This is a genomic window from Paraburkholderia kururiensis, from assembly GCF_034424375.1.
In the GTDB taxonomy this organism is placed as follows: domain Bacteria; phylum Pseudomonadota; class Gammaproteobacteria; order Burkholderiales; family Burkholderiaceae; genus Paraburkholderia; species Paraburkholderia kururiensis_A.
In genome coordinates this window covers 2,252,307-2,267,707 of record NZ_CP139965.1, presented here as the reverse complement: position 1 = coordinate 2,267,707, position 15,401 = coordinate 2,252,307, and the positions used below count along the sequence as shown (strand labels likewise).

Annotated in this window: 9 protein-coding genes; all 9 read right to left on the bottom strand. The window is 63.9% G+C overall.

Translation table 11 applies throughout. The annotated features are described in order from the left end of the window. Window positions 1-267: 267 nt before the first annotated feature. On the bottom strand, window positions 268-789 hold the full coding sequence (gene tssJ / locus U0042_RS10165) for a type VI secretion system lipoprotein TssJ (protein ID WP_232833362.1): 522 nt from the start codon (window positions 787-789) through the stop codon (window positions 268-270). Continuing rightward, window positions 783-2,678 (bottom strand): type VI secretion system baseplate subunit TssF, encoded by a 1,896-nt coding sequence (gene tssF, locus U0042_RS10160; RefSeq protein WP_114810952.1) that lies wholly within the window; start codon window positions 2,676-2,678, stop codon window positions 783-785. Before tssF ends, tssJ begins: the two co-directional genes overlap by 7 nt. Continuing rightward, the gene (locus tag U0042_RS10155; protein WP_232833363.1) at window positions 2,675-6,301 is read right to left on the bottom strand and encodes an ImcF-related family protein; all 3,627 of its coding nucleotides are present in this window, start codon (window positions 6,299-6,301) and stop codon (window positions 2,675-2,677) included. Before U0042_RS10155 ends, tssF begins: the two co-directional genes overlap by 4 nt. Before the next feature lie 13 nt (window positions 6,302-6,314). Further along, entirely contained in the window at window positions 6,315-7,673 is a 1,359-nt protein-coding gene (locus U0042_RS10150) for a hypothetical protein (RefSeq protein ID WP_198665299.1), read from the bottom strand. After that, window positions 7,631-7,891, bottom strand: coding sequence for a PAAR domain-containing protein (locus tag U0042_RS10145; protein WP_114810988.1), 261 nt, complete (start codon window positions 7,889-7,891; stop codon window positions 7,631-7,633). The genes U0042_RS10150 and U0042_RS10145 overlap by 43 nt, the downstream gene beginning before the upstream one ends. A gap of 140 nt (window positions 7,892-8,031) precedes the next feature. Then, window positions 8,032-8,439, bottom strand: coding sequence for a hypothetical protein (locus tag U0042_RS10140; protein WP_157977817.1), 408 nt, complete (start codon window positions 8,437-8,439; stop codon window positions 8,032-8,034). Between the two features lie 12 nt (window positions 8,440-8,451). Further along, complete coding sequence (locus tag U0042_RS10135; protein ID WP_327205051.1) at window positions 8,452-10,770, bottom strand: M23 family metallopeptidase; 2,319 nt, start codon at window positions 10,768-10,770, stop codon at window positions 8,452-8,454. A gap of 6 nt (window positions 10,771-10,776) precedes the next feature. Continuing rightward, window positions 10,777-13,149: a type VI secretion system Vgr family protein gene (locus tag U0042_RS10130; RefSeq protein WP_114814960.1), complete on the bottom strand. Its 2,373-nt coding sequence runs from the start codon at window positions 13,147-13,149 to the stop codon at window positions 10,777-10,779. Between the two features lie 399 nt (window positions 13,150-13,548). Further along, window positions 13,549-15,141, bottom strand: a complete 1,593-nt coding sequence (locus U0042_RS10125; protein WP_114814959.1) for an ABC-F family ATPase — start codon at window positions 15,139-15,141, stop codon at window positions 13,549-13,551. Window positions 15,142-15,401: the final 260 nt, after the last annotated feature.

Below are 15,401 nucleotides of genomic sequence, written 5' to 3'. Positions count from 1 at the left end.
CGTGACGCGCCAGACGCACCTTGCGCAAAATCAACGACTCGTGCGGATGGGCGGAAAAATCGCCTGCTCTTGATCGGCGTCACGCGAGTGGTGGTGACAAAACGGCGCGCGTGCCAACTTTTTGGTGTATTGGAATATGCGGAGTGCCCTGTGAACGGCCGGTTTAGGCCGCCGGCGGCATCGTCAGAAACCGCTACGCTGTCACCGTCGGCGCCGTAAGCGACGCGAGCGGTCGAATAGCCGTCATGCGGAGCCAACACAAAACTTTCACCTTCGCTCCGTCTCCATTTCCAGGCTGCGATCCGCGGCCATCAGCCTCACCGGGTCGGTTTTCTTCCACTGCGACTTCGGCACGAGCACGGACCATTCGCTACTGTCCGTATCGCGGAAGAACGCCGCCACGCCCACGTAGTTCGCCGCATCGCCGATCGGCTCGGACACCTTGACCGTCTGCCCCGGCCCCAGGGTTACGTCGCGGCTCCAGAGTGTTGCAGCCTTCAGCGCCTCGCTGCCTTCGAGCATCTGCCCGGGGGTCGCCGTGGCGAATGCCTTCCCGTCCTTCAGCTGGACGATGCGCAGCACGACCGGCAGCGACGCGCCGTGTGCGTCCGGGTTCAGCGCCCCGCGTGCCGTGATCACCAGATTCATCTGCTCGACCTTCGCCTCGAACACCGCGCGCGTGGCGCTCACGGCGCCCTCCTTCACCGACTGCCATGTTGCGCATGCGGAAACCGTCAGCGCGAGGATTACGCCGGGCGCGTATCGCCTGATCCACGTTGTCATCAGCATGCGGCTCCCTTCCAGTCGGTGCCCGGCCAAAGCGTTTCCTCGCCATCGACCGTCAGCGCCAGTTGTACGGAATACTGCAGGCTCGCGTAGCGCCCGAGGAAACAGGCCAGCACGTCGCCGAACAGCACGACATCGCCCGGTCCGTCGAAGCCGGCCGCATCCAGTTCGACGTGGACGCGCACGACCGGGAACACGTCCCTGCGCCGGATGGTCTGCTCCTGCGAGAAACGCACCGACCGGATCGCCTCGATACGCCGCGAGATCGCATCGTCCGGCGCCCAGTCGTAGAGTTCGAGCACCTCGCGTAGCACCGGCGCTCCGTCCACGAGCATTCGGTTGAATTCGTTCGAGCCGTTCGCGGTGTAGTGGCCCAGCACGCGCCAGTCGTAGCCGGGGTAGTCGCGCGGCGGGTACTGCGGCAGGCTCGGTGGCGTCAGGTTGCGCACCGACGCGATACCGGTGAAGCCCGAAACGGTTTCGGTGATCGTCGCCTGCGCGAGGGCGAGGCGCGGCAGGCGTCCGTTGTTCGCGAGCGAGCGCACCATCACATGGTGGTCAGGTGGCGGACGCTCTTCATCTGCGTGCGCGTCGTCGTGTGCGTCGTGGTACGCGTCGCGGTACGTCCCTGCCCACAGCTGACCGGCCAGCGTCACCCACAGTTCACGCCCCACCGCGCCATGGCGCGTGGCGGTATGGAAGTACCGTTCGGGGTTGTCGTAGCGCAGCATCCAGCCGCGATGCCGGAAGCTCGTGAATGGTGTGTAGGCATGCCGGGCGCTGCCCTCGGGGTCGGCGGCCGTCACCGTGAGCAGGTCGTAGGGCTCGACGTGGTCCTCCACGGCCGGATGCACGCGCACGCGATGCTCCGTGTCGTGCCAGCCGGCGGGATGCAGCGGCAGCGCATCGACCTCGAACAGGTTGATCACCGGCGTGCAGAAGAGCCGGAAGCTGTCGCGGCCCACAGGGTGGTCGCCGGGCATGCGGCCGTCCAGTTCGATCTCGAAGGTCAGGCGCGTTTCGTTCGCCGGCACCATCGCGCTGTCGAAGCCGCAGAGGTCGACGAAGTGGAATTTCTGCGGGAACACGAAATACTCGAGCAGCGTCTGTTCGCGATCGAGTGCCTCGTTGCGCGCGGGGTCCGTGACCGGCCACAGCCGCGTGGATGGGCCGAAGCCCGCCGACTCGAAGCGCACACCGTCGAGCGGCAACAGCTCGCCGTCGCGCACGGACGGCAGACGCAGGCCGACTGACGCGACCTGGCGCGTCAGCGCCGCGTATAGTGCGGCCGCGGCAGGCCGGTCGCCATGCAGGTACAGGCGGATGCGCAAGAGGTCCACATGCTCGCGCTGGTCCCCGAACCAGAGGCCCAGCGTCAGGCGGATGACCGTGCGTCCGTCCGCACGGACGGCCACGGAGGCATCCTCGATGGAGAGCGGCAGCAGGTCGACCGTCTGCGTCGTGCGGAACGGGCAGCGCACGCCATCGGGCCCAACGGGCGCCGAGCGCACCAAGGCCCCGGCAGGAATGCTCGCCGTCATGGAACCGCCGCGGTTCAGGGGCAGGCATTCGATGATGGACAGCGACGGAACCGGGCGTGCCATGTGCCCGTAGAGGTTGTCGAGCAGCCCTTCGGTGACTTCCGGCATGCCGTCGTCGAGCTTCATGCGCAGCCGCGCAACGAGCAGCGCGAAGCCTTCACTGACCGCCCGGACCGGTCCGTCCTCCTCGCCGCGCGCCTGGCCCGGTTGCATGCCGAGGCGCCGCGCGGCGTCCGGCTGGCTGCTCGCGAACTCGCGCCCGGCTTCACGCAGATAGCGCATCTCCGCATCGAAATAGCGCAGCAGCGGACTGGCATCTTCCTGCTGGTGCGGCTTCCATGGTGCGGTCACGGCTGCAACTCCGGTGGCAGCGGCGGCAGTGACGGCAGGCCAGCGATCACGCCCGCGCGGCCGGTCACGAAGATGCGCTCCGGCATCCGGAAGCCGCGCAGCTTCAGCAGTTCCAGCGGCCCCGCCCCCGCCTGTACGCGCAGCAGGTAGCGCAGCGGCGGCGGTGCATCGGGGTTCGTAACAGCACTGGCCACGCGGACGGCACTCGCCGCCGATACCGCCTTCGCGTCATCGGCACCTGCCGCGCCGTTCCAGACCAGTTCGTAGCGCGTATCGTCAAGCGCCCTCACCCGGGCCTTTTCCAGCAGGCGCAGGAAGGCCCAGTCGCCGGTACTATCGAACGCGATGCGCACGCCCGCGTCCAGCGTCTGCCACGTCAGCGACGCCTGGCCGTGCAGGCCGTCGCCCGGCCACGCGAACGGCGTCCACGCTTCCTGCTGGTTGAAGTAGGCGACACGGTGGCCGTCGACGGAAAGCTCCGTGCGCGTCACGCCCGGCGTGGACTGCGGCATGATCGCGAAGCGATAGCCGGCCTCGCCCTGCGCGTAGAGTCGCGCGCCCATCGGGCCGATCAGGCGCAGCATGGCGAGGAACTTCGGATCGAACTGCAGCGACTGCGGCGCGAGTTCGTTCGGCACCCACTGGTCGCCCTGGCACTTGAGCACACCGGACAACTCGACCTGGATGAAGCGGTTGACGAGCCCCGTATCGGGACGCACGTAACGGCCGAATTCGGCGAAGGACGCATCCGCGGCCGTCGGCGAGAACGGATAGCGCGAGGCGAACGTCGAGGCGAACGGGGCCGCCACGCCCGCGCGCCATGCCTCGTTCAGGCTCGCGGCTGCGGGCTGGAGCACGGCCTCCCATGCCGCGTCGAGCGGTTGCACGAACATCGTCTGCCCGAAACCCGCCCACTGTGCGCCCAGGCTCGCTGCAGTCAGCGCTGCGTCGTCGCGCGCCTGCGTGAGATCGGAGAGCTTGCCCTGGAACACCGCCTGCGCGAGCGCACGCGCCATCGCCTGTGCGTCCGGGCTCGACTGGATCTGCTGCAGCTTCAGGCGCACGGTCGTATCGGCGGTCAGCACGCGCGGGAGGCTCACGCCGCTGAACGCAGCGGCGTTCGTGCCGTTGGCCGCCTGGCTGTTCCCAGCGCCAGGCTGAGCCGCGTTCGCCGCGCCCATCAGCGCGAGCAGCGGGCCGAAGCTGCGGTCCAGCGGATTCGTCACGGGCGCCTGTGTCGCGTTACTGTCGCCGCCGTCGAACAGCCCCTGCGCCTTGCGCACGAGCGTATCGGTGAGCGCCTGCGAGGGACGGCCCGCCTCGCCCTGGTACTGCACCGACTTCATGACCGCCAGCAGCGGCGAGGTCTGTGCATCGGTCAGGCGCGTGAGCTGGTCGATCACGGCGGAGAAGCTGCTGGCGGGCAGCCACTGGAAGCTGTTGAGCATGCTCGCCCAGGCTGCCGTGTAGTCGGCGAAATAGCGCTCGCGCAGCCGCCTTTTCAGGGCGGCCGCACCCTGTCTTGCCTCGGCTTCGGCCTGCGCCGCCCCGACCGCGCCTTCCACGGTGGTGGCATTGACGCGCGCTGTCGGCTGTTCGCCGGTCAGCACCCAGTCGCCTTCGACATGCTGGCCTTTCACGGCGTCGTCGATGGCTTTTTCGACCACGCCTTCCCAGGCCGCCCGCGTGAAGAGGCCCGGCACCGTCTGCGTGGTCGTGAAGAGGCCATGTGCGTCGGCACCGGCCAGCAGCGTGGCGAGCGACACGTCGGCGTAGCGGCCGCGCGCCTCGCCGAGCACGCGCTGGTAGAGCACGTCGTCGCTGGCCGCGAGGCCGATCTGGTTCACGAGCGTCGAGCGCATCTGCGTGACGAGCGGCGCCGACGCGTTCAGCCGCCACTCCGGATGCGCCCTGAGGTGACCGGACCAGAAGCCCGCGAGCTGCTGCGAGATATCGAGCCATTCGCCCGCGCGCATGCCGGCGACCGCGGGCCAGACGTCGAGCATCTGCGCCTTGAGAAACGGTGCGTCGGTACGGGCCGGCGTGGCGAGCATGAGATAGGCCTTCAGGCGGCTGTACGCACGCTGTTGCGCGTCATGGCTCTGCTGCTCGTCGGCGCGGACCTGCGAGAGCTGGGCGAGCTGCCCTTCGAGTGCCTGCGCGACGGGCTGGCGCAGGTTGCGGAGGGCCACCGTCTGATAGGGCTGCCACAGTGCGGCGAGAAGGTCGTCGTTGCGTGAGAGGCCCGCCCGCAGGGACCACGGCGCGCCGTGCTGCCGGCGGTATTCGAGTGTCGCGATGCGGTTCTGGAGGGCGAGCTGTGCACGCAGCGCCTGCGGTGTGCCGGGCCCTGCTGCAAGCGCCGCTTCAGCGGCGGTCTGTGCGTCGCGAACGAGCGCGCGGTTGCCAACACCGGACACCACGAGCAGCACCGTCCACACGACGGCTGCGGCCAGCACGCACGCCGCGAGGACGTTGGGCCAGTACAGCCCCGTGCGGCGGCCGCGGTAGTGCGGCATCGAAGCCGTGATCTGTTTCCACACCGGGAGCAGCGCCGGGGGTTGGAGAGGCGTGACGAGGCTCACAGGCTCCGCCCGGGCGGCCGGAATGGCCGGGATTTCGTGTCCCGCCGCTTCCTCACGGTCAACGACCGGTACCGGCACGGGCGACGTGCCTGCAAAGACCGGCGCGAACAGGACGCCGGCCAGCGGCGCGCGCAGCCAGTTCGATGCAGCCAGCGCGCCCAGGCTCGCGGCGATGTGCGCTGCCTCGTCGCTGACGTACTTCGCAATCTCCAGCATCCACGCCGTCCAGAGCGGCGCGCCTGCCTGCGACACGCCGATGTCCGCGGTCCGCTGTTGCAACTGGTCCAGCAGCGCCGGCGCGCGGGCTGCGCCAGCCTGTGCCTGCCTGCGTGAACCGCCGGGCAGGAGCGTGCCCACTGGCTCGAACCGTTCGGGCGCGTGGCCCTGCGCCTCGACCGGATGCAGGAACGTGACGGGCGCTGCCCAGCGCAGCGCCGTGGCGATGGCCGACAGCCTGCGCGGCAGTTCGGTATCCGGATCGTCAGCACGCGCGACGTGCACGACCCCATCGACCGGGCAATGCCGGCGCAGCCGCCGGATCTGGTTGAGCCACTTCGCCGCCTCGATGCCGTCGGGCGACGCGTGCACGAGAACCGTTTCGCCTACGTGCATGACGCCCGCCTGCTTCAGGCCCGGTGCAACCTGATCAATACGCCCGTCTGTGCCGTTCACCAGCAGCCAGCGCAGGCGGCGACGCCAGAACCAGCCGTGTGAGACGCGTAGCTCCTCGTACAGGCGTTGCAGGCGTGCATCGCGCCTGAGTGGCTTTGCGGCCTTCGTGTGATCGCCAGTCTCTCTCTGGAAGAGCCGTCCCGCGAAACCGTACGTCCCGGTCGCGAACAGTACGAGATGGGACACGACGACGATAGCGAAGATGGCAAGAATGGCAATGATCGCCTTCAGCTTCGGCTCGCCGGACGCTACGCCCATCATGTCGCCACGCACCGAGACGATGCCGATCGCAAGCAGGGCGACAACGAGAGCCGCTACGGGCAGGCCCCAGATCGCGAGGCGGCCCCGTGACGCCGGTTGCTCCATTGACGCTGCCGCCTCAAGCGGTTGCAGGGAAAGCCTGGGGTCTGTCATCGGTAATCCGGTTGTTATCCGTTGTTGCGGGCATGACGCGCAGGACTGCGGACTGCAGGCCGTCGGCGATCAGTTGCGGGCCATCGGCCGCACCGGCCTCGACAGCGGCGGCAACCGCCAGCCATCCGTTCGCGTCGCCCATGTCGCCCACCACGCGATCGGGCCGAAGTTGCGTGTCGTCTTTCGCGATCGCGTCCATATGGGCAGCACTGAGCGCCCTGTCGCAGCCTTCGACGGGCCGGGTGATCCATGCGCGCACGAGCGAGGCAGAACCAGCCTTGCCCCAGACGGCAGCATTGGCAAAGCCGTATTCAGCCTCGCCGTCAATCGCCCGGACAGGACGATGCAGCAGCGCCACAACCGTCACGGCCTCCGGCAGTCTGAAGTGGCCCGGCGAGAGCAGCACCACGACACAGCCCTCGGTGCTGCCCTCGGGCGGCCCCTTCTCATGCCAGGCCGTCGCCACCACGAGCAGCGGCCTCGCCTCCTTCGCATCGAGCCAGGCATCGGCGACCATCAGCCCGTCCGTAGCCGGCGATGCCTGCACAGCGAGCGGCGGCAGACCCGCAATGCGCAGGGCGTCGATGACCCGCGCAACATCCGCCTGCTCGCTGCCGGGGACACTCAGGACGCGGACCTGTGGCCACCATTGCCGTTCGTAGCACGCGAGCGCGCGCAGGCTGACTGCAAGCGCCTCCAGCGCCCTTGCGATCTTGAGCGTGAGAAGAGAGACCTGCGCCGGCGCGCCAAAATCAGGGGTCTCTTCGTTTCCAGCAAAACCGTCGATGACCACTGGCTCGTCGACCAGCCAGTCCGCCTCGCAGAAGCGGGCATGTTCGACAGGTTTCGAGCCAGCGCGCGGCACCTGTGACGCAGGCAGTCGCTTCTTTCGGGCCATGGCTTCGGCAAGCGTCTGTGCGGGTTCTACGCCAAGGGGAAGGCTGTAGCCGATGCCCAGTACCTGGAGCGGCTTCTGTGCGGCGCGTAGCCGCTCTGCCAGCCACCGTGTACGAAACTCATTGCGCCAGTGGGCGCGGTACCAGAGCGCCTCGTAGCCGGCCCGTTCGATGGCAAACAGAAATACGAATGCGCCGTTAGGAAAACCAGCGAAACAGAGCCAGAACCAGGCGCCGCGCGCCGCTTCTCCCTTCGGCCAGAGAATCATCGCAATGGCAACGCCGGATACATTGCAGGCAAGCCAGATGCAGAACCACCACGGCCAGAACCTGGGGCGGCGGGGATAGGCACTCGGGCGTCCGGCAGCAGAAAGATCGACAGGCATTACGCGACGTTGAAGTTCATCAATGATGAAAGCAGCCGGCATCCGCACGCACAGCGATAGTGGTGAAAAGCGACGGCCCTGCCGTCCCGGTCGGGAAATTTCCCGTAACCCTCGGCAATCGCAGTGGGTCCGTGCTGCTCGCAGATCGCCTCGTCACCCTTGCGGGCGAGCGGACGGCCCATCACCTCGAACCACGGTGAGCCCTCTGTGACTTCGCCACCGTTTTCCAGCTTGTCGCCCTTGCGGATGGGGGATTTCATCATTGCACCTGTATCGCCGTTTTTAAGTGTGACCAGAAAAAAGATGATTTTTCGTGAGACACGATTTGGATTATTTAAATCATCAACTCAATGACTGAAAATTAGACATTCATATCATCATCAATAAGCAATATATTCAATCAATTGCATGATTTTCGAATCAACAGGATATTATCCAAACGCTGTCTTGCAAAATTAAGAGTTAACTCACTACCAGTCCATCCCACGAAATTTTTCGTTTGCTTTCCAACATTAGCCTCCATACGCGAAGCCTCATTCAAGTAATTCTCAACAAGATCTGCGCACACAACCGCACTTTTACCCTTGATATCTTCACTTAGTTTGACTATTTGATTATTTATATCCGCAACACCCTCGTCGTAGCACTGTTGAACAATCATTCCGCAACCAGCCTGACAATTTAGGCGATCGTTTTTGGTACGAGCCATGCATCGAGCATAAGCATCAGTGCTCGGCGTTTTTGAAAGCGCAACGCCAGATACCAAGACCATAAATATAAATAAAAAATTTAATAAGGCAGCCTTCATCAGAACACTCCTTTATACTGGTCGCGACAAATCCACTACAACAGTTGCATGCCTCGGCGTTGTGACGCTAATTTTCATGGCAGATGGCAACCAATCAGTAAATATATCCCTCACATACCAAGTAAAGGCAAATCTTTCGAAGTACCCAAAAAAACCTCCGTTTACCAGCACATTAACCCTATGAATCGTTTCTGGCGAAATACCCAAATCAGCTACCCGGCCAATATGCCGAGCTCCATCATGGTGCTTCCAGATCCAAAAGAAACCACCGCTATCGCACGCCGCCAATGAATTAGCCGAAAGAACGTCGGGATCATAGTAAGGCGCCCAGTGTCTCGGAGTTCCTGCTATAGCAATGTGGCCATGAGAATCCTTTTTCCTCGGATCATCCCAATAATGAAGAGACGCTTGCGTAATTCGCAAGTCAACATACGCTCCATAATTATCTGATCGCGCAGAAAATTTCCCATACGCTTCGTATTGGCTGGCCCATGTCAATTGCATAATCCCACGGCCATAGAATGCAGCGTAGTATTGAGCTGCGGGGATATTCGGGTTAGCGGTCCCAAGCCCATATTCCTTAAACGTCTTCCACCGATCGGTCTCAAGATATGTTTGCGCCAAGAAAATCGCAAGCCTCTCTGACGACGAGTTAATCGAGTACTTTCTAATCGTCTTATTCAGATTGGAAAGATGCGGAGAAATACGATCAACGACCTGTGTCGAGGTTAGTACAGTAGATGCCGGTGTATAAAGCGCTCCAGCTTGGGTTAGCCACGCGTGCGCGGGCATCAATTGCCGCAACTCTTGCGTCCCAATCCACCCACACTTCCTGAAATGCCGGATAAACGCGAGCGGATGAAAGAACCAGAGCTTCTCCCCCGCAGGCAACCCCGTCACGTCCCAGAACTGCAGTTCCTTGAGGTACTTCAGAAAATCCTCGTAGCCCTTCCGGTTGCCGTGATAGAACCCGCCTTCGTCGAGCAGCTTCGCGAAGCGCGTCTCGTTGTGCGTGCTATCCCATTCGCTCGGCGCGTTGCAGATGAATCCGCGCAGGGCCCGACGTACTTCCTCATGGCCCTTCACGTAGTACGAGAGCGCGTCTGCCTTCTGGACTTCAGTGGCTTCCTTCACGACTGTGGGCTGCTCGCTGGCCGCGGCGTCCCTGACGAGCTTCTTCAACAGGTCGACATCGCACAGGCCGTCACTGACAAAAGGTGTATTGCCGTCGCTGATCTTCTGCCAGCCCATGAAGGACGGGAAATCCGCGTCAGACAGCTTTTTGACCTCTGCCCTGCTGATATCGATGTAACCCCGCTTCCCCGTGTCGTAGGGTATCTGCACCCACGTCGCACGGGCTGCCTCCGGGAGGGTCGCAGGCATTGAAAGAATGCGCCCGAAGCGCAGCATCTCGTAACCGTCGCTGGGGCAGGCTTCGTAGAGCGCCGTTGCGCGATGGTACAGATCGTATTCGTAGTCCTTCTCCTCGACCGGCGCGGATGTGAGCAGCGTGCGCGAGCCGTCCGCCGCAATGCTCCAGACGTTGGTGTACTTCGCTCCCTTGCTGAAGTACATCTCCACGGCAAGTGGCAGGGCATTCGTGCCTGCGTAGCCCGCCTTGAAAGCGATGCCGTGGAGTTTGCCGTGTGCGTCCGTTCCCTGGGGCAATGCGTAAAACTGCTGTCCCGCAGGAATGGTGAAACAGGTATGCCCCCAGCAGTCCGAGGTTGTCGCTGTTGCCGGCGACGTCACTCCGAGCTGCGTGTGCCCGAAATACGCATCGAAATCGCCCGGCGTCGTGAATATCTCGAAGTGCATGTAGGGGACGCCCTGATAGCGCCCGAGAAAACCCAGCACATCCTTGCGCCGCACCTTCTGGCCGTTTCCCTTCGCCGCAGGCGTGACCTTGCCCTGGGTATCCGGCCCGGATGGTTTGTGCAGGAACGCCGGTAGCCGGGTCGCGTCGTGTCCGAACGTGTGGTATTCAGCAAGCGGCAGCAGGTGCATGTAGAGCGAATAGAACGTCAGCGCGCGTCCGTCGCCCGTTTCGGTGGCGTGCCTGAGCAGCACGAAACCCGCATTGCCGTTGCCGTCATCCATCGCATGCTGGCAGACGCGGTATGCCACCACCTCGCCGTCGGCGATGGCATGGACCGGACCGTGCACGTCCGGCGCAAGATGGGCGCCGCAATGCCAGGTCCGGTCGGCTGCGACCGGATAGATGCCATGCGCCAGCTCGAACCTGTCGACGGCATCCATCATGGGGTCGGGCTTCGATGCGTCGGTGGACGTGAGTCCCGATGCGGGCAGAAAGGGCGGGCTGATGATCATGACGTGTCAGTTCGTATGGGGGGGACGGTCGTTGACCTGGAGATCGCTTTTCGGCAGGACGGGCAACGGCGTCGGCACGTTGTCAGGTCCGACAAACGTGAACGACGCCGCCTTGATCGTGAACGCGCCGGGGCAGTGGAACGTCATGTTGCCGCCCTCGATCACGAGCGAAGCGCCGCCGCTGTTGAGCGTGATCTTCGATTTCGCCGCCACCTGCACGTCCGCGTTCTCGCTGGCAATGCGTAGCTGCTTCTGCGCGAAGAGGTCCATGCCGTCGGTAAGCGCCGCGGCCGTCAACCTGCCCTTTGCGGCAGTCAGGTTGATGCCGAGCTTGTGCGCGCACAGCGAGATCATGTCGCCCACGGCCATGCGCAGACGCCTGACGACACTCACGTCCATGTCCCTGCCCGCCGTGACGATCACGTTTTCGCCCGCCGACTGCTGCACCGACTTCGGCGTCACGAACGCCATGCCGCCCGGCGCGCTCGCGAGCAGCCCCGCGTCGCGAAGCTGGTTCAGTCCATCCAGCAGCGCCGCCTGCGTGGAGCGGTCGGCAGCGTCGGCGCCGGCCTGCCGGGTCGCCATCGCCAGATCCGTCACGCGCTGCAGTGCCGCCTTGAGCTGTGCGATAGCCGCCGGCATCTCCAGGTGCGGTGTGTCTGCCCCGGCGGCTGCGTCCGCCGTGAGGAACAAACCCTTCGCCGCGCGCACCGTGCCCCACCCCTGGGTCGTGGCCTCGAAACCTTCACCGCGCGGAAGCTTCTTGCTGTTGAGCAGATATCCCTGATTGAACGCCGACTGGCTGTACACCGTGGCAATGCGGGCGCTCTCCTTGCCCCGCAGGTCGTTGAACACGATCTCCGCGCCGAGCAGCGGCGAGCGCCAGATGGCATAGCTGAAGAGCGCATCGGTGCTTCGGACTACGTCCGGATGCGAGTAGTCATGCAGGGCACCGGTGATATGGAGCCGGTCCACATCGCCGTGTGCCCCATCGAGCAAAACCTCGGTTCCGGGTAACAGCGGCGAATGGAATCCGCCCTGGTACGACGACGAGGCGCGCAGCAGACGCAGATGCAGCAGTCTGTTGCGGGCGTTCGCCGGACCCTGCAGGAACTTCGGCAGAACCGGATAGCGACCGTACTCGTCAAGAAACGCGTAGGGAGCCGAATCAAGGGTTGTCACGACACCGACCACAGGGCCGTTCAGGAATCTCCAGTCCCGCTCGTAGTCAAACCGCGGCCGGTAGGCCAGATGCGCCGGCATCGCCTTGAAGCGCGTATACGCTGGATTCGTGCGGCTGCCCTTCATCCGGAACGACGTCACGACGAAACCGTACTCGGCGCCCGGCATCTTCGTGTTGGTCAGCCTGATCACCACGCCCGGTGCGATGCCTTTCGCGTCGCTCGCGCCGGCGAATGTCACCTGACGCGCGATCTGCTCGTCGCGCCGCGTCTGCGCGAGCGCCTCGCCCTGCTGCCGGGTGAGATGAAACTCCGCACTGCGGCTGATCCGGCCGAACACCGACCGGTCGCCGTCTCCGGAAGAGACGTTCGCCGTGGCCTGCAGCGGGTCCTCCGGCGTGCGGTAGTTACGCTCCCACACCTCGATCGTGGCCGGCACCAGCGTGCGCTGCCCGTGGACCGACTGCGCCGCCTCGTGCCAGTTGCTGTGCAGGCCCGAACCCGCCAGCAACGGCAGGTTGATCGAACGGATATAGGCGCGTGGATTGTCCGCAAAGACGAGAATGTCGAGCAGCCCGTTCTCGCCCCGCTCCTGGCGGTAGAACCAGAAAATCCCCTTGCGCTTCGCGTGACGTGCGATGAAAGCCCACACCGACTCCTCGTACATCACGACCTGCTCCATCTTTTCCTGCGGGCCGTCCAGGTGGAACTCGACATCGAAGGCGTCGATGTTCTGGCCGTCGACCAGCTTCGTGCGGACCAGATCCTCGAACGTGACGTCCTGAAGCACATCGGAGTGCACCATGCGCTTGCCGAGCGCAGCAAAGCGCGGCTCGATGCGCAGTTCGTAGGCCGCCTCGTCGCGGCTCGTGCGGACGCGCTTCCAGCGCGTCACCACGCCGTTGAAGGTAGCCGCTGCGTGATCGACCGGAGTGGCCCAGGTGGCCGAGGGCACTGCTGCGCGCTCGTCGACCTGCAGGCCCGCGCGCCGGCCAACGTAGTCCCTGCCGTCGATATCGAGCCGAGGCGACGTGACCGTCACACTGACCACGTAGTCCTTGCAGAAGCCGCCGCGCACCTTGAAGTCGAGCACATCGAGATCGTGCTCCTCACTTCCGATCCACAGCCTGAGATGCTGGGTCAGGCGCGCGCTGGGGTGAAGCAGCGCATCGGTAAAACGCTTTGCGGGAGTATTCATTCCGCGCATCCTCGTCCGGTTTAAAAGAGCGATGCGAAGCAGATTAATTCGCATGCCATTAAGCCGGATAACCGTATCAGAAGCGGACCGAGATATTGTCAATAATGGTCAATAGGCTCCGTCGGTTTTTACAGACGCGTGGCGATTTCCGGCGCAGCCGTGCTCGATGCATAAGGGAAATGCATTCTTCTGCGATGGAACAGTTGTCCGGCCCCGACGTGGCGCCTCATTGCGGCGCGCCCTGCCCCGCGCCGATGCGCAACGTTAGCCACGGCGTGGCAGCGCATATCGGCGCGCAACAAGATCGCGCCTGAAACAAAAATGGGCACGCTTTGCGTGCCCATTTTTTATTGGTGGACGTTGGCGTGGTGACCCGGCATTTCGCCAGCGCCGTAACGCTTACTGCACACCCTGACTCGCGAGAAAATCCTCGTAATTGCCACCGAAGTCATTTAGCTTGCCGTCCGTGCGCACTTCGATAATGCGGTTCGCAAGGCCGCTCACGAATTCGCGGTCGTGCGAGACGAAGATCAGCGTGCCTTCGTACTGCTCCAGCGCGATCTGCAGCGACTCGATGGACTCCATATCCATGTGGTTAGTCGGCTCGTCCATGAGCAGCACGTTGTGGCGGCCCAGCATGAGCTTGCCCCAGATCATGCGGCCTTTCTCGCCGCCCGAGAGCACCTTCACCGACTTGCGGATGTCGTCTGCATTGAAGAGCAGACGGCCCAGCGTGCCGCGCACGGCCTGATCATCGTCGCCTTCCTTGCGGTACTGGTCGATCCACTCCATGAGCGTGACGTCGTCCGGGAACTCCTCGTAGGTGTCCTGCGGCATGTAGCCGACGTTCGCGTTCTCGGCCCACTTGATGGAGCCGCCGTCGAGCGCGAGGTTGCCGTACAGCGCACGCAGCAGCGTGGTCTTGCCGGCGCCGTTCTCGCCGATGATCGCGATGCGCTCGCCCGGCTGCACGCTCAGACTGAAGTTCTGGAAGATCGTGCGGTCGTACTTCTTGGTGATGCCTTCGGCCACCACGACGATGTTGTGCAGCTTCTTTTCGAACTCGAAGCGGATGAACGGATTCTGCCGCGACGACGGCTTGAATTCCTCGATCTTGATCTTGTCGATCATCTTCAGGCGACTCGTGGCCTGGCGTGCCTTCGACTTGTTGGCCGAGAAGCGGCGCACGAAGTCCTGCAGTTCGGCCACGCGTTCCTTGGCCTTCGCGTTCGCGGCGACCTGGCGTTCGCGCGCCTGGGCCGAGGCCAGCATGTAGTCGTCGTAGTTGCCCGGATAGACCTTGAGCGTGCCGTAGTCCATGTCCGCCATGTGCGTGCAGACCTGGTTCAGGAAGTGCCGGTCGTGGGAGATGATGATCATCGTCGAGTTGTACTCGTTGAGGACGTCTTCCAGCCAGCGGATCGAGTTGATGTCGAGGTTGTTGGTCGGCTCGTCGAGCAGCAGCACGTCGGGCTTCGAGAACAACGCCTGGGCAAGCAGCACGCGCAGCTTCCAGCCGGGCGCCACGTTGCTCATGGGGCCATTATGCAGGTCGCCGGCAATACCGATGCCGAGCAGCAGTTCGCCCGCGCGCGCCTCGGCGGTGTAGCCGTCGTATTCGGCGAACTTCGCTTCGAGCTCGGCGGCGTGCATGTAGTCGTCGTCGGTGGCTTCGGGGTTCGCGTAGATGGCGTCGCGCTCCGTCATGGCGGCCCACATTTCGGTGTGGCCCATCATCACGACGTCGAGCACGCGCACGTCTTCGTACGCGAACTGGTCCTGGCGCAGTTTGCCGAGGCGCACGTTGGGTTCGAGCATCACGGTGCCCGACGACGGCTCGAGGTCGCCGCCCAGGATCTTCATGAAGGTCGACTTGCCGCAACCGTTCGCGCCGATCAGGCCATAGCGGTTGCCTTCGCCGAATTTGACCGAGATGTTCTCGAACAGGGGCTTCGGCCCGAATTGCATGGTGATGTTGGCGGTAGACAGCACGGCGTGTCCTTTGGTCCTGTGGTGCTCAGAAAATGCCCTGTGGGGATGCTCGGCGGAGTCGATCGACGGGTTGACCAACGATTTGACCCACGATTGGCAAACGCGGTGATCAACCGGGGCGATCGACATTTCCGCCGGCCTGTTTTAAAGGGCAAATGAGGCAGATCGACGAAAAACCTGTAATCTTAGCAGGTTATGGAGTGGTGGGGTGGCGCGCTGGATGTTGCCGCGGCGGCGGTTCGTGTGATTCCTTGGCGCGC

Coding starts and splice junctions, on each gene's coding strand:
- tssJ (WP_232833362.1), bottom strand. CDS start 789: ATGCTGATGACAACGTGGATCAGGCGATACGCGCCCGGCGTAATCCTC.
- U0042_RS10155 (WP_232833363.1), bottom strand. CDS start 6,301: ATGGAGCAACCGGCGTCACGGGGCCGCCTCGCGATCTGGGGCCTGCCC.
- U0042_RS10150 (WP_198665299.1), bottom strand. CDS start 7,673: ATGCCGGCTGCTTTCATCATTGATGAACTTCAACGTCGCGTAATGCCT.
- U0042_RS10145 (WP_114810988.1), bottom strand. CDS start 7,891: ATGAAATCCCCCATCCGCAAGGGCGACAAGCTGGAAAACGGTGGCGAA.
- U0042_RS10140 (WP_157977817.1), bottom strand. CDS start 8,439: ATGAAGGCTGCCTTATTAAATTTTTTATTTATATTTATGGTCTTGGTA.
- U0042_RS10135 (WP_327205051.1), bottom strand. CDS start 10,770: ATGATCATCAGCCCGCCCTTTCTGCCCGCATCGGGACTCACGTCCACC.
- U0042_RS10130 (WP_114814960.1), bottom strand. CDS start 13,149: ATGAATACTCCCGCAAAGCGTTTTACCGATGCGCTGCTTCACCCCAGC.